The organism is Nocardioides sp. Z40_12 (genome assembly GCF_058215795.1).
In genome coordinates, this window is sequence record NZ_JBZAJA010000006.1 from 77,530 (window position 1) to 97,671 (window position 20,142).

The following is a 20,142-nucleotide window of genomic DNA, read 5'->3' on the forward strand; positions in this document are numbered from 1 at the left end:
CCACACGTCGTTCGAACACGTGTTCGCCATGTTACCAAGCGGGGCCAAGAACGGGGAGCCGCCCCGGAGCCCGGGGGGTGTTGAATGTCACCATGACCGTGTCCGAGCAGCTGCAGGCCGAGACCGCCGCCCTGGTGCGCACCGTCGACTCCCTCGACGCCCCCATGCTGGCCGCGGACTCCGGTCTGCCCGGCTGGAGCCGGGCCCACGTGGTGGCGCACCTCGCACTCAACGCGGAGGGCCTGGCCCGCGCCGTGGAAGGGGCCCGGCGGGGCGAGGCGGTCCCCCAGTACGCCTCCGCGCAGGCGCGCGACACCGACATCGACGAGCTCTCCTCGGCCGGCCTCGCCGAGCTGCGCGCCCGGTTCCTGGCCAGCACCACCGTGCTGGGCGACGCACTGGGGGCGGTCCGCGGGGACGAGTGGGACACCCGACTGGAGTGGGCGCCCGGCGCGACCACGTTCACCGTGGCCCAGGTGCCCGCGAAGCGGCTGGTCGAGGTCGCCCTCCACCACGTCGACCTGGCCGCCGGCCGGCAGGTCGCGGACCTGCCCGCCGAGGTCGCCGGGACGGTCCTCGACGTGCTCGCCCCCCGCCTGCGCAGGCAGGCTCCCCTGACCCTGCGCGCCACCGACCTGGGGCGCACCTGGTCCGCCGGCGAGGGTGGACCCGCCGTCTCCGGCCGGGCCGCGGACCTGGCCTGGTGGCTGAGCGGACGCGGGGCCGGCGAGGGGGTCCACGCCCCCGACGGCCTGCCGCCCCTGCCACCCTGGTGACCCGGCGAGAGACCAGCAGGAATCGAGGAGACATGGACGACCCCACCGGCGCGCACCCCCAGGACGACTACACCGGGGAGGTGACCCCAGGCGGCCCCCCGCAGACCCGCGAGCTCACCCACCTGTCGATCACCAAGCTGGCCGTCGACCCGGAGATGAGCAACAACTGCTACCTCCTGCGCTGCCGCGCAACCGGCACCCAGCTGCTGGTCGACGCGGCTGCCGAGGCCGGGCGGCTGCTCGAGCTGGTCGGCGACGCCGGCCTGGAGTCGGTGGTCACCACGCACCAGCACTGGGACCACCACCGGGCGCTCGCCGAGGTGGTGGCCGCCACCGGCGCCCGGGTCCTGGTGGGAGCGCCCGACGCGGCGGCGGTGACCGAGCAGACCGGGGTGGCCGTCGACCGTCGGCTCGAGGACGGCGACCGGGTCCGGGTCGGCGACGCCGAGCTGGAGGTGGTCGCGGTGGCAGGGCACACCCCCGGCTCGGTCTGCCTGCGCTACGACGACCCCGAGGGCCACTCCCACCTCTTCACCGGCGACTGCCTCTTCCCCGGCGGCGTCGGGTCCACCTTCGGCGACCCGGCCGCCTTCACCCGGCTGCTCGGCGACGTCGAGGAGAAGATCTTCGACCGCCTGGGGGACGACACCTGGTTCTACCCCGGCCACGGGGACGACGGGCGCCTCGGCGAGCAGCGGCCCGACCTGGCGCAGTGGCGGGCCCGCGGCTGGTGAGTCCGCGGGGGCCGGGGACGCCTGACCCCGGCCGCCGACCCCCTGGCCGCCCTCGGCCCCCGCCGGCTCCTCACCCCGCCGGCGGGTAACGTCGAAGCCATGGCAACACGTGAGCTGACCCAACAGGACTTCGAGACCGCCGTGACCGCCCCCGGCATCGTGCTGGTCGACTTCTGGGCCGAGTGGTGCGGCCCGTGCCGCCAGTTCGCCCCCGTCTTCGAGAAGGCCTCGGAGAAGCACGACGACATCGTCTTCGCCAAGGTCGACACCGAGGCCCAGCGGGAGCTGGCCGCGATGGCGCAGATCACCTCGATCCCCACCCTGATGGCCTTCCGCGACGGCATCCTGGTCTTCTCCCAGCCGGGCGCGCTGCCGCCCCCGGCCCTGGAGCAGCTGATCGACGGGGTGCGCAGCCTGGACATGGACGACGTGCGCCGTCAGGTCGCGGAGGCCGAGTCCGCCGCCGAGGTCGACCTCGACCAGTTCGCCGCCGAGCACTCCGACGGGGCCTTCGTGCTCGACGTGCGGGAGCCCGACGAGTACACCGCCGGGCACGTGCCCGGCGCACGCAGCATCCCCATGGGACAGGTGCCCGAGCGGATCTCCGAGCTGCCCGAGGGCCGGGTGCTGGTGATCTGTCAGAGCGGCAACCGCAGCCGCCAGGTCGTGGAGTTCCTCCGCGCCCAGGGCATCGACGCCGTCAACGTCGCCGGCGGCACGGGCGGCTGGGCGGCACGGGGCTGGCCGCTGGAGCACTGAGCACCGATATCCTGCACCGGTGCTCATCTCCGACGCCCACCGGATGCTCTTCATCCACGTGCCCAAGACGGGCGGGGTGACCGTCGAGAGCGTCGTCCGCGAGGGCGCCGACGACCTGCGCGACCTGGGGCCACGCCGTCATCCGCGGCTGCGCTGGGTGCTCCAGCAGGAGCCCGGCCTGGCCGGCTACTGGACCTTCGGCTTCGTCCGCAACCCGTGGAGCCGCATGGTGTCGTGGTGGTCGATGATCGACCGCTGGAACCACCGGCTGGGTCCCGCCTCCGGCAAGCCCCAGGTGGAGAAGGACGGTCCGCGCGGGGGCAACCCGCTGTGGCGCGCCGTCGCCCAGTACTCCACCTTCGAGGAGTTCATCCTGCGCGGCACGGTCGAGCACGAGCGGCTCGCGACCCCGCAGATCGACTTCCTGCAGACCCGGACCCGCCGCGCCGACCACGTCGGGCGCACCGAGCGCCTCGCCGCCGACCTCGCGGTGGTCCAGCAGCGGCTCGGCTTGCCGGTCGTCGAGCCGCCCCGCCGCAACACCTGGAGCGTCGGGCCCTGGCAGGACTTCTACGACGACCGCACCCGGCAGCGCGTCGCGGAGGTCTACGCGCGCGACCTCGCCGAGTTCGGCTACACCTTCGACTGAGCGGTGCTGCCGTAGGCCCCCTTGAAGTAGAGGAGCGCCTCGCCGTCCCGGTCGACCTCCAGGTCGTGGACCCGCCCGATGACGACGTGGTGGTCGCCGCCGTCGTGCACGGACTCGACCGTGCAGTCGAGGTGGGCGAGCACCCCGTCGAGGACCGGGCTGCCCGACCGCGCCGACGGCTCCCAGCCGACCTGGGCGAACTTGTCGATGCCGCGGCTGGCCATCACGTGCGAGACGTCGGCCTGGTCGGCCGCGAGCACGTTGACGCAGAAGGCTCCCGTGCGGGCGATCAACGGCCAGGCCCGGGACGTGCGGGAGGGGCAGAACAGCACCAGGGGCGGGTCCAGGGAGAGGCTGGCGAAGCTCTGGCAGGTGAACCCCACCGGCACTCCGCCGTTGGTCCCGGTGACCACGGTGATCCCGCTGGCGAAACGGCCCAGCACGTCGCGGAAGCGGACGAGGTCACCGGCGTCGGCGGGCTCCGGGTAGAGATCGTCGTCCGGCTGCCACCTGAGCCGCGCGTACGTCGTCATGGCTCCTATTCTTCCGGGTCGACGGTTGGGACCGGGCGCGCGGCTCCCCCTCGCGGGCGACGCGGTCGTGGAGCCAGAGCGCCAGCCGGCCGTCCTGGCTGATCGCCTGCAGCCGCTTCTCGGTCTGCCGGCGCACAGGCTCGGGAACCACCAGCAGCAGCTGGTCACCGGGCCGTAGCGAGGTGTGCCGGTCCGGGGTGCTGACCCGACCGTCCCGGGCGACCAGCGCCAGCACGGCGCCCGAGGGCAGGCGCAGGTCGTCGGCGAAGACGCCCGCCAGGCGGGAGCCGGGCGGCACCTCGAACTGCAGCAGGCTGGCGTCCAGGGAGGCGAGCGGGGCCGACTCGACCTGGATCTCCTGCGCCCGCTCGACCACCACCCCGACCCGCCGGGCCAGCCAGGGCAGGGACGGAGCCTGGATCAGCACGAACGCGGTCACCAGGAGGAAGACGACGTCGAAGATGCGCTCGGCCTCCGGCAGCCCCTCGGTGATGGGGATGGTCGCGAGCACGATGGGCACCGCGCCCCTGAGACCGGCCCAGGAGATGAAGACCTGGTGCCCCCAGGGGACCCGCCACCACGCGGCGCACAGCGCCACCGACAGCGGTCTGGCGACGAAGGTGAGCCCCACGCCCACGATCAGGGCGGGGACGACGGCGTCGGCCAGCCGGGCCGGGCTGGCCAGCAGGCCGAGGAGCACGAAGAGGCCGATCTGCGCCAGCCAGCCCAGCCCGTCGGCGAAGCCGGCCGTCACCTGGCGGTGCGGCAGGCTGGCGTTGCCCAGCCAGAGGCCGGCGACGTAGATCGCCATCAGGCCGCTGCCGCCGAGCAGCCCGGCCGTGGCGAACGCGAGGAACATGATGGCGAAGGTGGCCAGGGGGTAGAGGCCGGCGGCGGGCAGCGCGCTGCGCGAGAGCAGCCACTGGCCGCACCAGGCCACCACCAGCCCGGTGACCAGGCCGGTGACCAGCTGGAAGAGGACCAGTCCGGCGATCTCCAGGCCGTTGGCGTGGTACCACGCGTCGCTGGCGACCACCGTGACCAGGATGATCACCGGGGGGTCGTTGAAGCCGGACTCTGCCTCGAGGGTGGCGCGGATCCGGGGCCGGACCGGCAGGCGCCGCATGATGGAGAAGGTGGCCGCCGCGTCCGTCGAGCCGACGACCGCGCCGAGCAGCAGCGCCGTGCGCACGTCGACGTCCAGGGCGACGTAGGCGATGCTCGCGGTGACGGCCACGCTCACCACCACGCCCAGGGTGGCGAGCAGCCCGGAGAGCCCCACGACCGGGCGGATCACCTCCCACCGGGTGCTGAAACCGCCCTCGGCGAGGATCACCGCCAGCGCCAGGGTGCTGAGCACCATGGTGAGCTCGAGGTCCTCGAACTGCAGCCCGAGCCCGGACTCGCCGATGGCCAGCCCGATGACCAGGTAGAGCAGCAGGCTGGGCAGCCCGGCACGCGCCGAGATGCGCACGGCAGCCACCCCGGTCAGGAGCACGAGGCTGGCGGCGCCGATGGTCAGGTTGAGGTCCATGCTGCCGCTCATGATCTCCGGCGGCCCGCTTCCCCGCCCATGGGATCGAGCCCCCACTTCCGGCCCCCGTGGACACGCCGGCCGGGCGCGGTGGAGGCTTGCGCCATGCCGCCCTCGCGCCCCCCGTCCCTGGCAACCCGGGTGATCGTGCTCAACGGGGTGCTGCTCGCCGTCGCCGTGGGCGTGCTGGCCCTCTCCCCCGCCTCCGTCTCCTCCCGGCCCAGCGCCTCGGAGGTCACGGTCCTGGTCGTCGGCCTGGTGGTGCTGGTGGCCGTCGTCTCGGTCCTGGTCAAGCGGGCGCTCACCCCGCTGGACCGGCTGCTGGAGCAGCTGGACCGGGCGCGCTCCAGCGAGCCCCTGGAGCGGCTGTCGGTCGGCGACGGGGGGTTCGCGGGGCGGCTGGCGCACTCGGTCAACGAGCTCTTCGACCGGATCGAGGAGAGCCGGCGCGAGAGCGCGGTCGCGGGCCTGGCGGCCCAGGAGGCCGAGCGGAGCCGGATCGCGCAGGAGCTTCACGACGGGGTCGGCCAGTCGATGACCGCGGTGCTGCTGGAGCTGACCGCGGTCTCCGCCGACGCCCCGTCACCCACCCGCGAGCGACTGGAACGGCTGCGCGAGGGAGTCCGGGCCAGCCTGGACGAGGTGCGCTCGGTCGCCCGGCACCTGCGCCCGCACGTGCTGGAGGACCTCGGGCTGCGCAGCGCGCTGGCCGCGCTGACCAACGACCTGTTCGGGAGCGGCGACGTGCTGGTCCGCCGCGGGGTGCTGCCCGGCCTGCCGCCCCTGCCCGACGAGATCGAGCTGGTGGTCTTCCGCGTCGCGCAGGAGGCCCTGACCAACGCGGCGCGGCACTCCGGGGCGCGGACCGTCGAGCTCCACCTCGGCCTCCAGGGCGACCGGCTCGAGCTCCGGGTGACCGACGACGGCCGGGGAGCGGCGGGCCATCCCGAGGGCGTCGGCACCCGGGGCATGCGGGAGCGGGCCGCCCTGGTCGGCGGCACCCTGGAGGTCGCCGGACGCGACGGCGGAGGCACCACGGTGACCCTCCAGGTCCCCCTGCCCCAGGGCGACGCGCACCCCGAGGCGGCCCGGTGAGCGCGAGTCCGGCCGCCCGGGTGCTGCTGGCCGACGACCACGCCCTGGTCCGCCGCGGCGTCCGGCTGATCCTCGACGCCGAGCCCGACCTCGAGGTGGTGGCCGAGGCCGCCGACGGGGCCGAGGCCGTCGGGCTGGCCCGCCGCACCCCCCTGGACCTGGTGGTCCTGGACGTCGCCATGCCCCGGCTCACGGGTCTCCAGGCGGCGCGGGAGATCAGTCGCCGCGACCCCTCGCCCCCGATCCTGCTGCTCTCCATGCACGACAACGAGCAGTACTTCTTCGAGTCGCTGCGGGTGGGCGCCTGCGGCTACGTGCTGAAGTCGGTCGCCGACCGGGACCTGGTGGACGCCTGCCGGGCGGCGCTGCGGGGCGAGTCGTTCCTCTACCCCCAGGCCGAGAGCGTGCTGGTGCGCGACTACCTCGAACGGCTCCGGCGTGGCGAGCGGCTGCCCCGGGCGCTGCTCACCGCCCGCGAGGACGAGGTGGTCAAGCTGATCGCCGAGGGGCACTCCTCGCGGGAGATCGCCCGGCTGCTGACCATCAGCGTGCGCACCGTGGAGCGTCACCGGGAGAACGTGCTGGGCAAGCTGGGGATGCGCGACCGCACCGAGCTCACCCGCTACGCCATCCGGGTGGGGCTGATCGAGCCCTGAGGCCCGGCATCAGGAAGGATGGCCCGGTGACCACGCCCCCCATGCCGGACCAGCTGCTGGCCATCGCCCGCGAGACGAAGGGCTTCATGCCCGAGGACGAGGGCCTCCTGCTCCACCGGCTCGCCTGCCGGCAGCTCCCCCACGGCCCCGCCCTGGAGGTCGGCAGCTACTGCGGGAAGTCGGCGGTCTATCTCGGAGCCGCGGCCCGGCAGACCGGCGGGACCGTCTTCACCGTCGACCACCACCACGGCAGTGAGGAGAACCAGGCCGGCTGGGAGCACCACGACCCCGAGGTGGTCGACCCCCGCACCGGCCGGATGGACACCCTGCCGTTCCTGCGGCGCACCCTGGAGCGGGCCGGGCTCGAGGAGCACGTGGTGGCCGTCGTCGGCCACTCCCGCACGGTCTCGCGCCACTGGACCACTCCCCTGGCGATGCTCTTCATCGACGGCGGCCACGCCGAGGAGCACGCGCAGGGCGACTACACCGGGTGGGCGCCCTGGGTGCAGCCCGGCGGGCTGCTGGTGATCCACGACGTCTTCCCCGACCCCGCCGACGGCGGACGGCCGCCGTACCACGTGTTCCTGCGCGCACTGGAGAGCGGCGCCTTCACCGAGGTGGAGGCGGTCGGGTCCATGCGGGTGCTGGAGCGAACCTCAGGCTCGGCCGGCACGCTCCGCGGTCTCGGCTGAGGGGCACCCGCACTCGAGGCCCAGCTCGCCGAACCGCGCCAGGGTCGTGCCCCGCATGATGTCGGACCCGGGGGTCGTCGCGGAGAGCTGGTCTGCGGCCAGGATCACCGCCGCGGCGGTGTAGGTGGTGTGCTCGGCCGGCCAGTTGACCTCGTCCGGGTAGACGTAGCCGGTCCAGTAGCGCCCCTGGGCGTCCCGGAGGTGCTGCATCTCGGCGAAGAGCCGCAGGGCACGCTCCCGGTGGCCCAGCGCCTCCAGGGCCATCACCAGCTCACAGGTCTCCGCGCCGGTCACCCACGGGTTGGTGGAGACACAGCGGATGCCCAGGTCGGGCACCACGAAGGTGTCCCACTGGCTCGCCACGAGCTCGTCGCCGGCAGGTCCGCGGACCGCCCCGCCCAGGATCGGGTAGTACCAGTCCATCGAGAACTCGGACTTGTCGAGGAAGAGGTCGCGGTGCTGGCGCAGCGCGTGGGCCAGCCGTCCACCGGCCAGCTCCCACTCGGGCTGGGGACTCCCCACCAGCTCGCCCAGGGCGACGCCGGCAGCCAGCGCGTGATGGACGCTCGAGGAGCCGGCCACCAGGGCGTCGGCGTTGACCTCGGCGGGAAGGCCGTCCTCCCACGCCTGCGACCAGGCGATCCCCCCGAAGGGGAGCTGGAGCGAGACGACCCAGTCGAGGCCCTTGCGCACGGCCGGCCAGTAGCGCCGGACGAAGTCGAGGTCGCGGCGGACCAGCCAGTGGTGCCAGACCCCGACCGCGAGGTAGGCGGACATGTTGGTCTCGCCGCTGGCGTCGGCGACGACGCCCTCGACCACCTTCATCGGCCAGGATCCGTCCTCGCGCTGGAGGTCGAGCGTCCACTCGTAGGCACGCTCGGCCGCCTCGACCTGTCCGCCCACCAGGAGCGCCATGGCGGCCTCCACGTGGTTCCAGACGTCGGTCTTGTCGCCGGGGGTCCACGGGACCGCCCCGCTGGGCTCCTGCATCGCCGCGATCGTGGCCGCGGTCTCCGCGACCTGGTGGGCCGTCAGGATCCCGGGGACTGCGGGGATCTCAGCCGACATCGGGCTTCGTGAAGTAGAGCACCATGCTCTTGCCGATCACCGGGTCGAGCACCCGCCCGGCCAGCTGCAGCACCTTCGGCTGCTTCATGATCTCCCAGACCAGCAGCTTGTGGTAGGCCTTGGCGAGCGGGTGGTCGTCGTTGTTCACGCCGACGGCGCACTTGATCCACCAGTACGGGGAGTGCAGGCCGTGGGCGTAGGCGATGCCGTCGTGCCGCAGGCCGGCCTTGCTGATCTTGTCGATCAGCTCCTTGTCGGTGTAGATCCGGATGTGCCCGCCGGGGGTGTTGTGGTAGTCGTCGGAGAGCTTCCAGTTGATCACCTCGGGCAGCCAGCGCGGCACGGAGACGGCGAGCGTCCCGCCCGGGCGCAGCACCCGCACCAGCTCGTCGATGGCCGCGATGTCGGCGGGGATGTGCTCCAGCACCTCCGCCGCGACCACCCGGTCGAACTCACCGTCGCCGAAGGGCAGCGCCAGCGCGTCGCCCTCCTTGACGTCGGCCTGGGCGCCCTCGGGCACCTCCCCCTCCGCCTTCATCGCGACGAAGAGGTCCCGGACGCCCGCGAGCTCGTCGGCGTCCTGGTCGAAGGCGATGACGTCGGCCCCGCGGCGGTACATCTCGAAGGCGTGCCGGCCGGCGCCGCACCCCATGTCGAGGACCCGGTCCCCGGGCCTCAGGCCCAAACGGTCGAAGTCAACGGTCAGCACGGGTCTTCCCTTCGCGCGCCTGCTCGGCGCGGTAGTCGTCGATCGCTTCCTGGTAGGCGTCCGCGGTCGCCTTGGCGACCGCCCGCCAGCTGAAGAGCTCCATCACCCGGCGTCGGCCGGTCTCACCCATCCGCGTGCGGCGCTCGGGGTCGTCAAGCAGGGCCTTCAGCGCCACCACCAGCTCGCCCACGTCGCCGGGGGTGACCAGGTCGGCGCACTCCCCGTCGGTCCCGACCACCTCGGGGATGGCCCCGGCCCGGGAGACCACCAGCGGGGTCGCGCAGGCCATGAGCTCCGCGGTGGGCAGCGAGAAGCCCTCGTAGAGGGACGGGACGCAGGCGACCTCGGCCGAGCCCATGATCCGCACCAGCTCCTCCTCGGGGACGCCGTGCACGAACGAGACCGAGTCCTTGATCGCCAGCTTGTCGATGAGCTGCTCGGTGCGCCCTCCGGCCACGGGCTTGGTCACCAGCAGCAGCTCGACGTCGCGCTCGGTCCTCAGCTTGGCGAAGGCCTCGAGGAGGGTGGCGATCCCCTTCATGGGGGCGTCCGCGCTGGCCATGGCCAGGATCCGCCCGGGAACGCGCGGCTCGGTGGGGGGCACGAAGGCGTCGTCCACCCCGAGCAGCACCACCTGGAGCCGGTCGGGGTCGATCCCGAAGTCGCGCACGATGTCGCGCTTCGAGGACTCCGACGGCGTCAGGATCTTGCGGGCCTGTCGGGCGACCTTGACCTGCATGCGGAGGAACCCGTACCACCGGCGCAGCGACAGCTTCTTGCGCAGCGTCGGGGCGGCCTCCAGGTCGATGCGCCGGTCGAAGGTGATCGGGTGGTGCAGCGTGGTGACGAGCGGCAGCCCCATCTTCTCGATCTCCAGCATGCCGTAGCCCAGGACCTGGTTGTCGTGGACCACGTCGAAGTCGTCGACCCGGTCGCGCAGCAGCCGGGCGACCCGGGTGCTGAAGGTCTTCGGCTCGGGGAATCCCGCGGTGCACATGGTGAGGAACTCCTCGACGTCCACCAGGTCGCGGAACTCCTTGAGCTTGGGGACCCGGAACGGGTCGGGCTCGCGGTAGAGGTCCAGCGAGGGGACCTTCGTCAGCCGCACGCCTTCGTCGAGGATCGGGTAGGGCTGAGCGGAGAAGACCTCCACGTCGTGGCCCAGGGCGACCAGCTCCCGGCTCAGGTGCCGGATGTAGATGCCCTGACCACCGCAGTGCGGCTTGCTCCGGTACGACAGCAGTGCAACTCGCATCGCCCGAGCCTTCCTAGACAGGTGAAACGAGTTTGTATCACGTCCCACGGCGGGTACCGCGTGCCCCGGTTCAACGGACGGCATCGTCCACCTTGTTCCGGCGGCGTGTGAGTGCTGGGTCACAGACCCGGGCCGCCGCGGGAGTGTCGCGCGCCCCTGGGACCGCTCCGGGTCAGGCCTCGCTGGAGTGCCCCGGGAAGACCCGCGCCTCCGGGTCGAGCGCGACCGCGGCGTTGTTGACGGCGGTGGCGGCCTCGCCGAAGCCCACGGCGATCAGCCGCACCTTGCCCGGGTACTCGGTGATGTCGCCGGCCGCGAAGACCCGCGGCAGGTTCGTCCTCATCGCGGGGTCGACCACGATGTGGCGCTTGTGGGTCTCCAGCCCCCACTCCTGGAGAGGCCCGAGGTCGGCGAGGAAGCCCAGCGCGGCCACCACCGCCTGGCAGGGCACCCGGCGGACCTCGCCGCCGTCGACGGTGATCTCGACCTCCTCGAGGATGTCGGCGCCGCTGAGGGCGGTCACCTGCGCCTTGGTCACCAGCTCGACCCGGGAGGCGCGGACCTGGTCCACGGTCCGCTCGTGGGCGCGGAAGGCGTCGCGCCGGTGCACCAGGCTCACCGAGCGCGCGACGGGCTCGAGGTGGAGCGCCCAGTCGAAGGCGCTGTCACCACCGCCGACGATGACGACGTCCTTGTCCCGGTAGGGCTCGAAGCTCGGCACGAAGAACTCCAGCCCGCGACCGATCCACCCGTCGCCGGCAGGCAGGGGGCGAGGGCTGAACTTCCCGATGCCGGCGGTGATGAGGGCGGCCCCGGCGCGCACCGTGGTCCCGTCGTCGAGGCCGACCAGGACGTGGTCGTCCGCGTGCTCGAGGGTCACCGCGGTCCGCTCCAGCAGGTAGGTCGGCGACGCCGTGGCGGCCTGCTCGACCAGACCCGCCACCAGGTCACGACCTTTGACGCGGGGGAAGCCCGCCACGTCCAGGATCGCCTTCTCGGGGTACATCGCGGTCACCTGGCCGCCGAGCTCGGGCAGCGAGTCGACCACGGCCACCCGGAGCCCGCGGAAGCCCGCGTAGTAGGTGGAGAAGAGGCCGGTGGGGCCGGCCCCCAGCACCAGCAGGTCGGTCTCGACGAGGCTCACGTGTCGTCCTTTCGCCTGGTGGCGCCCCCTCTCGGGGCCTGTGAGGCTCAGGTATAGCACCCCGACGACGCTCCGGCCGGGCAACGAGCCTGGCGGGGCGCGGCCCGGTAGCCTCTCGCCATGTCCGGCAGCGCTGAGGAGTCGAGCCCCCGCAGCGGGCACGAGCCGGCGACACGGTCCCGGATGCTGCGCGCCGTGCGCACCCATCCCTCGGCGGGCCTGCTGGCCGCCCAGCTGGCTGCCGTGCTGCTGTATCCGTTCTTCGACCACACGGTAGTCGGACGCGCACTGCTGGGCGTGATCAACATGGTCGTCGTGCTGGCGGCGGTGATGGCGGTGCGCCGCACCCCCGCCTTCGGCTGGATCGTGCTCGTGCTCGGCCTTCCCGCCCTGGTGCTCACCGTGCTCGAGGCGAACCTGCCCGACAACGACGTGGTGGTCCTGACGTCGTCAGCGCTGCACGCGCCGTTCTACCTCTACGTCTCCTACGCGATGGTGCGCTACCTCTACGAGGACGACCGGGTCAGCCGCGACGAGCTCTTCGCCACCGGGGCAGCGTTCACCGTGGTGGCCTGGGCCTTCGCCTACGTCTTCGCCGCGGTGCAGGTGATCTGGCCCGGCTCGTTCGCCGGAGCCAGCGGGGATGACCTCCCGTGGTTCGACCTGCTCTTCCTCTCCTTCACCAACCTGACCAGCGTGGGGCTCTCGGACGTGCTGCCGGTGCTCGACCACGCCCGGTCGGTGGTGATGGTCGAGCAGGTGGTCGGCGTGCTCTACATCGCGCTCGTGGTCTCCCGGCTGGTCGGCCTGACCGTGGCGCGCGCCCGCAGCACCTTCTGAGATCCGGACAGGTCAGGCGCGGCAGGCAGCCCGGGACTGTCAGTCGAGGCAGAACTCGTTGCCCTCCGGGTCGGCCATCACCAGGTAGCCGTCGCTGCCCGGCTCCGCGCCCGGCTCGGAGCGCCGGAGCCGGGAGGCGCCGAGCCCGACCAACCGGGTGCACTCGGCCTCCAGGGCGTCGAGCGCGGCCTCGCCCGTGAGCCCCGGTGCGGCCCGCAGGTCCAGGTGGACCCGGTTCTTCGCCGTCTTGGCCTCGGGGACCTGCTGGAAGAAGACCCTGGGCCCGGGCTCGCCTTCCAGCGGGATGATCGCCGACTTGGAGTTGCGTGCCTGCGGGGGCACTCCCCAGGCCTCCAACGCCTGGTCCCAGTCCGAGAACGGCGGCGGGGGCGGCTGGAGCCGGTAGCCGAGGGCCTCGGCCCAGAACCGGGCGAGGCGGTCGGGGTCGTGCGCGTCGAAGGTGACCTGGAACTCGCGGGTGCCCCTCATCTCGTTGCCTCCATCATCTGGCGGAGCTCCTTCTTGAGCTCGCTGATCTCGTCGCGCAGGCGAGCGGCGACCTCGAACTGGAGCTCCGCCGCCGCCGCCCTCATCTGCTCGGTGAGCTGCTGGATGAGCTCGGCCAGGTCGGTCGAGGGGATCCCCGCGGTGTCGGGGAGGCTCTCGTGCAGCTCGGCGGTCTTGAGCTTGGACAGCCCCGGGACGGGCGACTTCTTGGACTTGTCTCCCCGGGCCCCGGTCCCCTGCCAGGTGGCCAGCAGCTCGGCGGTGTTCTCGTCCTCGCGGGCCAGCATCTCGGTGATGTCGGCGATCTTCTTGCGCAGCGGCTGAGGGTCGACACCGTGCGCGCGGTTGTAGGCCACCTGCTTCTCGCGGCGACGGTTGGTCTCCTCGATCGCCGCCTCCATCGAGCGGGTGATCTTGTCCGCATACATGTGCACCTGGCCCGAGACGTTGCGGGCGGCTCGGCCGATGGTCTGGATGAGCGACTTGTCCGAGCGCAGGAAGCCCTCCTTGTCGGCGTCGAGGATGGCCACCAGCGACACCTCGGGCAGGTCGAGGCCCTCGCGGAGCAGGTTGATGCCGACCAGCACGTCGTACTCCCCCATCCGCAGCTCGCGGAGCAGCTCGATGCGGCGCAGGGTGTCGACCTCGGAGTGGAGATACCTGGTGCGGATCCCCGCCTCGAGGAGGTAGTCGGTGAGGTCCTCCGACATCTTCTTGGTCAGCGTGGTCACCAGCACCCGCTCGTTCTTGGCCGTCCGCTCCCGGATCTCGTGGATCAGGTCGTCGATCTGCCCCTTGGTGGGCTTCACGACCACCTCGGGGTCGACCAGCCCGGTCGGGCGGATGATCTGCTCCACCGCGTTGTCGACCCCGCCGATCCGGTCGAGCTCGTAGTCGCCGGGGGTGGCCGAGAGGTAGACCGTCTGGCCGATCCGCTCGAGGAACTCCTCCCACTTCAGCGGGCGGTTGTCCATCGCGCTCGGCAGCCGGAAGCCGTGGTCGACCAGGTTGCGCTTGCGTGACATGTCGCCCTCGTACATGCCGCCGATCTGCGGCACCGCCACGTGGGACTCGTCGACGATGAGCAGGAAGTCCTCGGGGAAGTAGTCGAGCAGGCAGTTGGGCGCCGAGCCGGGCTGCCGCCCGTCGATGTGCATGGAGTAGTTCTCGATCCCCGAGCACGAGCCCACCTGGCGCATCATCTCCACGTCGTAGGTGGTGCGCATCCGCAGTCGCTGGGCCTCCAGCAGCTTGCCCTGGCGCTCGAAGGTCTTGAGCTGCTCCTCGAGCTCGTGCTCGATGCCCCGGATCGCCCGCTCCATGCGCTCCGGACCGGCCACGTAGTGGGTGGCGGGGAAGACGTAGAGCTCCTCGTCCTCGGTCAGCACCTCGCCGGTGACCGGGTGCAGGGTCATCAGCCGCTCGATCTCGTCGCCGAAGAACTCCACCCGGACGGCCATCTCCTCGTAGACCGGGAAGATCTCCAGGGTGTCGCCGCGGACCCGGAAGGTGCCGCGGGTGAAGCTCATGTCGTTGCGGGAGTACTGGATGTTGACCAGCTGGCGCAGGATCTGGTCCCGGTCGCGCTCCTGCCCGACCTTGAGCCGGAGCATCCGGTCGACGTACTCCTGCGGGGTGCCCAGGCCGTAGATGCAGGAGACCGTCGAGACCACGATGACGTCGCGCCGGGTGAGCAGGGAGTTGGTCGCGGAGTGCCGCAGCCGCTCGACCTCCTCGTTGATCGAGGAGTCCTTCTCGATGTAGGTGTCGGTCTGGGGGACGTAGGCCTCGGGCTGGTAGTAGTCGTAGTAGGAGACGAAGTACTCGATGGCGTTGTGCGGGAAGAGCTGACGCAGCTCGTTGGCGAACTGGGCGGCCAGCGTCTTGTTGGGCTGGAGCACCAGCATCGGCCGCTGGACCTGCTCGGCCACCCACGCCACGGTGGCCGTCTTGCCGGTGCCGGTGGCACCCAACAGCACCACGTCCTCGACGCCGGCGTCGAGCCGCTTGCTGATCTCCGCGATGGCGGCGGGCTGGTCACCGGAGGGCGAGTAGTCGGACTCCACCCGGAACGGGGCCACCCGACGCTCGAGATCAGTCACTGGACGCATGTCCCGAGCCTACGGGCAGCCACCGACAGCACCAGGGGCACCGAGGACCGCACCCGAACGGCGGGACGGGCGGGCGGCGCTCGCTACCCTGAGCACGTGAGTCGCCACTCCAGCACCGATCGTCTCCTGCGCCACCTGCGCCGAGCACTCCTGGCCGTCGTCGGCACCCCGTTCCTGCTGGCGGTGGGACTGACCCTCGTTGACTCCTACCGCCGCCGGGGCAAGAAGCCGAAGCCGTTCCCCCGCACTGAGCCGCGCACCGTCGACGTCGGCGACGGGACCATCACCACCTACACCTACGGCCAGGACCTCTACGACGCGATGCTGGCCGCCATCGACTCGGCCGACCGGATGGTCCTCTTCGAGACCTACATGTGGAAGGGCGACGAGGTCGGGGAGGCCTTCAAGCGCGCACTGGTCGCCGCCGCGGAGCGGGGCGTGGAGGTCTACTGCATCTACGACGCGTTCGCCAACCTGGTCGTCTCCCCCCGCTTCAAGCGCTTCCCGCGCAGCCTCAAGGTCCTTCGCTACCCGATCTACAACGCCGGCTTCCGGTTCTGGGACATCAGCCGCTACGGGCGCGACCACCGCAAGATCCTGGTGGTCGACGACAAGGTCGGCTTCGTCGGCGGCTACAACATCGGGACGCCCTACGCCACGGAGTGGCGCGACACCCACATCGGCATCACCGGCCCCGCGGTCTGGGACCTCCAGCGAGCCTTCGCCGACTTCTGGAACCTGCACCGCCGCAACCGGCTGCGCCCCAGCGAGCCGCCGCTGCTGCTGGAGGCCAGCTCGGCCTGGGAGTCGCGGATCCGGCTCTCCCGCAACATCCCGCGGCTGTGGATGTTCCCCATCCGCTCCATGTACCTGGAGGCGATCAACCGGGCCGGTCACAACATCTGGATGACCCACGCCTACTTCATCCCCGACCAGGACTTCGTCGACGCGCTCGTCCTCGCGGCCGGCCGCGGGGTCGACGTGCGGATCCTGCTGCCGCTGAAGTCCAACCACATCGTGGCCGACTGGATCTCCCGCGGCTACTACTCCCAGCTGCTCTCCGCCGGCATCCGCATCCTGCGCTACAAGGACGCGATGGTGCACGCCAAGACCTCCACCATCGACGGGCAGTGGACGACGGTCGGGACGGCCAACGTCGACCGGCTGAGCCTGACCGGCAACTACGAGATCAACGTGGAGCTGATCGACGAGCAGATGGCGGCGGTGATGGAGGAGATCTTCGAGGTCGACCAGTCCAACGCCCTGGAGCTGACCCGCGAGGAGTGGGAGGCCAGGGACCTGCACCGCAAGTTCACCGAGTTCGTCCTGGCCCCGCTGCGCCCGCTGCTCTGAGCCGGTCGGGGACCGGGTCGTCGGGCGGGGTCAGCGCCGGGTCACCGGACGGGCCGGCAGGTGGGTCCGCGGCGCCATCCGCGGGCCTCGGCGCGGGCGGTGCCCCGCGGCCATCGCGAGGTAGGCCACCACCCGTCCTCGCTGCGGGCGCCACGGCTCGAGGAAGGCGGCCAGCTCCTCGTCGGTGAAGGGCGCCCCCGAGACCGCCCAGCCGACGTCCTTGGCGACGTGGTAGTCGCCGAAGCTCACCGCGTCGGGGTCACCGAGCACCCGGGCCCGCACCTCGGCGCTGGTCCACACCCCGATGCCGGGCAGGCTGCGCAGCCCCCGGTCGAGGGCCTCGGGGCCCTGGTCGACGAGGCGCTCCAGTGACTGCGCCACCCGCGCGGCCCGCACCAGGCTCTGCGAGCGGGCGTGGTCGACGTGGAGCTCCAGCCACTCCCAGGAGGCGATGCGCCGGATCCGCGAGGCCTCCGGCTGGACCCACAGCCCGTGGTCGGGCCCGGGCCCGGGCGCCGGCTCCCCGAAGCGCCGCACCAGCCGGCGGAACGACGCGAACGCCTCCTGCCCGGTGACCTTCTGCTCGATCACCGACGGCACCAGTGACTCCATCAGCAGCCCCGTGCGCGAGAGCCGCCAGTGCGGGTTGCGTCGCTGCCCCTCGGCCACCAGGGGGTGACCCGCCCGGAAGGCGGTGACGTCGTCGTCGGCGCCCAGCAGCGACGGCAGCCGCTCCAGCGCCCACTCGGCCCCCGGGCCCCACGCCGTGGCCGCCACCTCCCCGTCGGCGGGCCGGGGTTCGACGCACAGGGTGACGGGGCCGGACGGCGCCCGCATCGCCCGCCAGGTGGTCTCGCCCACCCGCCGGAGGGTGGGGTCCCCGGCGCCGCGCCGGTGCTGGCCCAGGATCCGGTCGGCCGGGCAGGGCCACGCCGGGCGCCAGCGCCGTTCCAGGGATCCGCTCACCCCACGACGGTAGCCCGCGCCACCGACGCGCTCACGCCAGGTCGGCGGCGGCGGTGCGGCCGGCCTGGCGCCCGGAGAAGAGGCAGCCGCCGAGGAAGGTGCCCTCCAGCGCGTTGTAGCCCATCATCCCGCCGCCGCCGAAGCCGCTGACCTCCCCGGCCGCGTAGAGCCCCGGCAGCACCGCCCCGGTGCTGGTCAGGCACCGGCCGCCGAGGTCGGTCTCCAGGCCGCCGAGGGTCTTGCGGGTGAGGATGTTGAGCCGCACCGCGATCAGGGGGCCGTTGCGCGGGTCCAGGAACTTGTGCGGACGGGCCGTCCGGACGATCCGGTCCCCGCGGTGCTGGCGGTGCGAGCGCAGGAAGGTCACCTGGGCGTCCTTGCCGAACGGGTTGTCCAGCTGACGGTCCCGGGCCTCGATGGTGCGGCGCAGCCGGTCCTCGTCGATCACTGCGTCGGGGCCGACCTTGTTCATCCCGGCCACCAGCTCGCCGAGGTCCTCGGCGACCACGAAGTCGGCACCGTGGTCGAGGAAGGCCTGGATCGGCGCCGGCGGGCCGTCCCCGGTGACCCGGGAGAGCAGCAGCCGCACGTCCTTGCCGGTCAGGTCCGGGTTCTGCTCGGAGCCGGAGAGCGCGAACTCCTTCTCGATCACCTTGCGGGTGAGCACGAACCACGAGTAGTCGTAGCCGGTGGCCCGCAGGTGCTTGAGGGTGCCGAGGGTGTCGAAGCCGGGCAGCAGGGGCGCGGGCAGCCGGTTGCCCTCGGCGTCCAGCCAGATCGAGGAGGGTCCGGGCAGGATCCGGATGCCGTGGTTGGCCCAGATCGGGTCCCAGTTGCGGATCCCCTCCACGTAGTGCCACATGCGGTCGGGGTTGATCAGGTTGGCCCCGGCTCCGGTCGAGATGCCGACCATCCGACCGTCCACGTGGGCGGGGACCCCGGAGACCATCGTCCGAGGCGGGGTGCCGAGCCGGCTCGGCCACGCCTTGCGCACCAGGTCGTGGTCGCCGCCGATCCCGCCGGCGGCGACGATCACCGCCTCCGCGGAGAGCTCGAACTCGCCCACCACGTCGCGGCTGCTGGCCTTCCCCCGGGCGACGTCGCTGGCGGCCAGCACCGCGCCCCTGACGCCGGTCACGGCGCCGGCGGTGAGGACCAGCTCGTCGACCCGGTGCCGGAATGCCAGGGTGATCCGGCCCGCGGCGACGTGCTCGCGCACCCGCCGCTCGAAGGGCGCCACCACCCCGGGGCCGGTGCCCCAGGTGAGGTGGAAGCGGGGGACGGAGTTGCCGTGGCCGTCGGCCCGGCCGTCACCGCGCTCGGCCCATCCGACGACGGGGAAGATCCGGTGACCCATCCCACGCAGCCACGCCCGCTTCTCCCCCGCCGCGAAGTCGACGTAGGCCTCCGCCCAGGCGCGCGGCCAGCGGTCCTCGTCCCGGTCGAACTGGGCGCTGCCCCACCAGTCGGAGAGCGCGAGGTCGCGGGAGTCCCGGATGCCCATCCGCCGCTGCTCGGGGGTGTCGACGAGGAAGAGCCCACCCAGGCTCCAGTGGGCCTGACCGCCGAGCGACTGCTCCGGCTCCTGGTCGACGATCACGACGCGCCGCCCGGCGTCCGCCGCCTCGGCCGCGGCCACCAGGCCGGCGAGCCCGTGCCCCACCACCAGCACGTCGGTGTCACGCGGGGGGCGGCCGGCGGAGCCCGGGCCGGCAGTGCTGGGAGAGCTGGAGGTCATGACCGCAGCCTCGGCGGGCGCGGGGCTCGGGTCAACTCCGGATCTCACCGGCCGCCATCGCCGGCCGGGGATCTCCCGGGTCCTGACCGGCTCGACCTGCGGCTGCCCTGGGACCGCTCCGTGCTCGAGCTGGCCGGCGCCTGTGGGGCGGGGCCTACGGTGGGTGGATGACCTCCCACGAGAACCGGCGCGCCCTCGAGGACTCGGTCACCCGCGACCTGGCCGGGCGGATGACCTACGCCGACTACCTGCACCTCGACGAGCTGCTGGCCGCGCAGGTGCCGATGGCCAGTCCCGCCCAGCACGACGAGCTCCTCTTCATCGTCCAGCACCAGACCACCGAGCTGTGGCTCAAGCTGCTGGTGCACGAGCTGCGCTCGGCCCGGGACCTGATCGCCGAGGACGAGCTGCCCCAGGCGCTGAAGCGGCTGGCCAGGGTCAAGCACGTCCAGCACACGCTCACCGAGCAGTGGTCGGTGCTGGCCACCCTGACCCCGAGCGAGTACGCGCAGATCCGGCCGTTCCTGGCCAGCTCCTCGGGGTTCCAGTCCGCCCAGTACCGGGAGGTGGAGTTCCTCCTCGGCAACAAGGACCCGGCGATGGTCGAGGTCTTCGCGCACGACCCGCCGGTCCAGCAGACCCTGGGCCGGCTCCTGGCCGAGCCGTCCCTGTACGACGCCTTCCTCGCCTACCTCGCCCGGCACGGCCACCCGGTGCCCGAGGAGGTGCTCGACCGGGACCGGACCCTGCCCCACCGCTCGGACCCGGGCGTGGTGGAGGTCTTCCTGGCGGTCTACGAGGACCCCGCGCGGCACTGGGGCGTCTACGAGACCTGCGAGGAGCTGGTCGACATCGAGGACTCCTTCGCGCAGTGGCGCTTCCGCCACCTCCAGGTGGTGCGGCGCACCATCGGGCACCGGACCGGGACGGGCGGGTCCTCGGGGGTCGACTTCCTCCGCCGCGCCCTCGACCTCAGCTTCTTCCCCGAGCTCTACGAGGTCCGCAGCCTGGTGGGAGGCTGAG

Annotated in this window: 19 protein-coding genes and 2 pseudogenes; 11 read left to right on the forward strand and 10 right to left on the reverse strand. The window is 72.4% G+C overall.

All coding sequences use genetic code 11. The annotated features are described in order from the left end of the window. The first annotated feature begins 92 nt into the window (after window positions 1-92). The 5 genes and pseudogenes from AC4BG9_RS12585 (at window position 93) to AC4BG9_RS12605 (ending at window position 2,918) form a co-directional block, all read left to right on the forward strand. Window positions 93-776, forward strand: coding sequence for a maleylpyruvate isomerase family mycothiol-dependent enzyme (locus AC4BG9_RS12585; RefSeq protein ID WP_490571450.1), 684 nt, complete (start codon window positions 93-95; stop codon window positions 774-776). Window positions 777-808: 32 nt separating this feature from the next. Then, window positions 809-1,510, forward strand: a complete 702-nt coding sequence (locus tag AC4BG9_RS12590; RefSeq protein ID WP_490571451.1) for an MBL fold metallo-hydrolase — start codon at window positions 809-811, stop codon at window positions 1,508-1,510. A 99-nt stretch (window positions 1,511-1,609) separates the two neighbouring features. Continuing rightward, window positions 1,610-1,969 (forward strand): annotated as a pseudogene (gene trxA / locus AC4BG9_RS12595) (thioredoxin); the annotation flags it as partial. A gap of 30 nt (window positions 1,970-1,999) precedes the next feature. Further along, a pseudogene (locus AC4BG9_RS12600) lies at window positions 2,000-2,269 on the forward strand (rhodanese-like domain-containing protein); the annotation flags it as partial. 19 nt (window positions 2,270-2,288) lie between these two features. Then, the gene (locus tag AC4BG9_RS12605) at window positions 2,289-2,918 is read left to right on the forward strand and encodes a sulfotransferase family 2 domain-containing protein (RefSeq protein WP_490571452.1); all 630 of its coding nucleotides are present in this window, start codon (window positions 2,289-2,291) and stop codon (window positions 2,916-2,918) included. On the opposite strand, the gene hsaB is transcribed toward AC4BG9_RS12605, so the two are convergent. Beyond that, window positions 2,903-3,451 carry a 3-hydroxy-9,10-secoandrosta-1,3,5(10)-triene-9,17-dione monooxygenase reductase subunit gene (gene hsaB / locus AC4BG9_RS12610; protein ID WP_490571453.1) on the reverse strand — a complete coding sequence of 183 codons (549 nt, stop codon included), beginning with the start codon at window positions 3,449-3,451 and terminating at the stop codon, window positions 2,903-2,905. The two genes, AC4BG9_RS12605 and hsaB, sit on opposite strands and share 16 nt — an antisense overlap. Continuing rightward, on the reverse strand, window positions 3,381-4,985 hold the full coding sequence (locus AC4BG9_RS12615; protein WP_490571454.1) for a potassium/proton antiporter: 1,605 nt from the start codon (window positions 4,983-4,985) through the stop codon (window positions 3,381-3,383). The genes hsaB and AC4BG9_RS12615 overlap by 71 nt, the downstream gene beginning before the upstream one ends. 105 nt (window positions 4,986-5,090) lie before the next feature. Between AC4BG9_RS12615 and AC4BG9_RS12620 the strand changes: the two genes are divergently transcribed. From AC4BG9_RS12620 to AC4BG9_RS12630, 3 genes are read left to right on the forward strand one after another with little or no spacing between them, the layout of a single operon-like run. Then, a complete protein-coding gene (locus AC4BG9_RS12620) occupies window positions 5,091-6,080 on the forward strand; it encodes a sensor histidine kinase (protein ID WP_490571455.1) in 990 nt (329 codons plus the stop codon). After that, window positions 6,077-6,736, forward strand: coding sequence for a response regulator (locus AC4BG9_RS12625; protein ID WP_490571456.1), 660 nt, complete (start codon window positions 6,077-6,079; stop codon window positions 6,734-6,736). The genes AC4BG9_RS12620 and AC4BG9_RS12625 overlap by 4 nt, the downstream gene beginning before the upstream one ends. A gap of 26 nt (window positions 6,737-6,762) precedes the next feature. Further along, window positions 6,763-7,428, forward strand: coding sequence for a class I SAM-dependent methyltransferase (locus AC4BG9_RS12630; RefSeq protein ID WP_490571457.1), 666 nt, complete (start codon window positions 6,763-6,765; stop codon window positions 7,426-7,428). Here AC4BG9_RS12630 and AC4BG9_RS12635 read toward each other — a convergent pair. The 4 genes from AC4BG9_RS12635 to AC4BG9_RS12650 all read right to left on the reverse strand — a co-directional run bounded on the left by AC4BG9_RS12635 (window position 7,393) and on the right by AC4BG9_RS12650 (window position 11,604). Next, window positions 7,393-8,496: a prenyltransferase gene (locus AC4BG9_RS12635; RefSeq protein ID WP_490571458.1), complete on the reverse strand. Its 1,104-nt coding sequence runs from the start codon at window positions 8,494-8,496 to the stop codon at window positions 7,393-7,395. The two genes, AC4BG9_RS12630 and AC4BG9_RS12635, sit on opposite strands and share 36 nt — an antisense overlap. Further along, the gene (locus tag AC4BG9_RS12640) at window positions 8,486-9,205 is read right to left on the reverse strand and encodes a class I SAM-dependent methyltransferase (protein ID WP_490571459.1); all 720 of its coding nucleotides are present in this window, start codon (window positions 9,203-9,205) and stop codon (window positions 8,486-8,488) included. The genes AC4BG9_RS12635 and AC4BG9_RS12640 overlap by 11 nt, the downstream gene beginning before the upstream one ends. Further along, window positions 9,192-10,460 (reverse strand): glycosyltransferase family 4 protein, encoded by a 1,269-nt coding sequence (locus AC4BG9_RS12645; RefSeq protein ID WP_490571460.1) that lies wholly within the window; start codon window positions 10,458-10,460, stop codon window positions 9,192-9,194. The genes AC4BG9_RS12640 and AC4BG9_RS12645 overlap by 14 nt, the downstream gene beginning before the upstream one ends. A 172-nt stretch (window positions 10,461-10,632) precedes the next feature. Next, window positions 10,633-11,604 (reverse strand): NAD(P)/FAD-dependent oxidoreductase, encoded by a 972-nt coding sequence (locus AC4BG9_RS12650; RefSeq protein ID WP_490571461.1) that lies wholly within the window; start codon window positions 11,602-11,604, stop codon window positions 10,633-10,635. A 120-nt stretch (window positions 11,605-11,724) separates the two neighbouring features. Between AC4BG9_RS12650 and AC4BG9_RS12655 the strand changes: the two genes are divergently transcribed. After that, window positions 11,725-12,444 (forward strand): ion channel, encoded by a 720-nt coding sequence (locus tag AC4BG9_RS12655; RefSeq protein WP_490571462.1) that lies wholly within the window; start codon window positions 11,725-11,727, stop codon window positions 12,442-12,444. Window positions 12,445-12,483: 39 nt separating this feature from the next. Here the strand turns inward: AC4BG9_RS12655 and AC4BG9_RS12660 are convergent, their stop codons facing one another. Further along, a complete protein-coding gene (locus tag AC4BG9_RS12660) occupies window positions 12,484-12,933 on the reverse strand; it encodes a VOC family protein (protein ID WP_490571463.1) in 450 nt (149 codons plus the stop codon). Further along, on the reverse strand, window positions 12,930-15,062 hold the full coding sequence (uvrB, locus tag AC4BG9_RS12665; RefSeq protein ID WP_490571464.1) for an excinuclease ABC subunit UvrB: 2,133 nt from the start codon (window positions 15,060-15,062) through the stop codon (window positions 12,930-12,932). The genes AC4BG9_RS12660 and uvrB overlap by 4 nt, the downstream gene beginning before the upstream one ends. Window positions 15,063-15,158: 96 nt before the next feature. Here uvrB and AC4BG9_RS12670 point away from each other — a divergent pair, with 96 nt between their 5' ends. Next, window positions 15,159-16,415 carry a phospholipase D-like domain-containing protein gene (locus AC4BG9_RS12670; protein WP_490571465.1) on the forward strand — a complete coding sequence of 419 codons (1,257 nt, stop codon included), beginning with the start codon at window positions 15,159-15,161 and terminating at the stop codon, window positions 16,413-16,415. Window positions 16,416-16,445: 30 nt separating this feature from the next. On the opposite strand, the gene AC4BG9_RS12675 is transcribed toward AC4BG9_RS12670, so the two are convergent. Together AC4BG9_RS12675 and AC4BG9_RS12680 are read right to left on the reverse strand one after the other, a co-directional pair. Beyond that, window positions 16,446-17,381, reverse strand: coding sequence for a DNA-3-methyladenine glycosylase family protein (locus tag AC4BG9_RS12675; protein ID WP_490571466.1), 936 nt, complete (start codon window positions 17,379-17,381; stop codon window positions 16,446-16,448). 31 nt (window positions 17,382-17,412) lie between these two features. After that, entirely contained in the window at window positions 17,413-19,119 is a 1,707-nt protein-coding gene (locus tag AC4BG9_RS12680; RefSeq protein WP_490571467.1) for an FAD-binding dehydrogenase, read from the reverse strand. A 167-nt stretch (window positions 19,120-19,286) separates the two neighbouring features. Between AC4BG9_RS12680 and AC4BG9_RS12685 the strand changes: the two genes are divergently transcribed. Next, complete coding sequence (locus tag AC4BG9_RS12685; protein ID WP_490571468.1) at window positions 19,287-20,141, forward strand: tryptophan 2,3-dioxygenase; 855 nt, start codon at window positions 19,287-19,289, stop codon at window positions 20,139-20,141. Window position 20,142 lies beyond the last annotated feature (1 nt).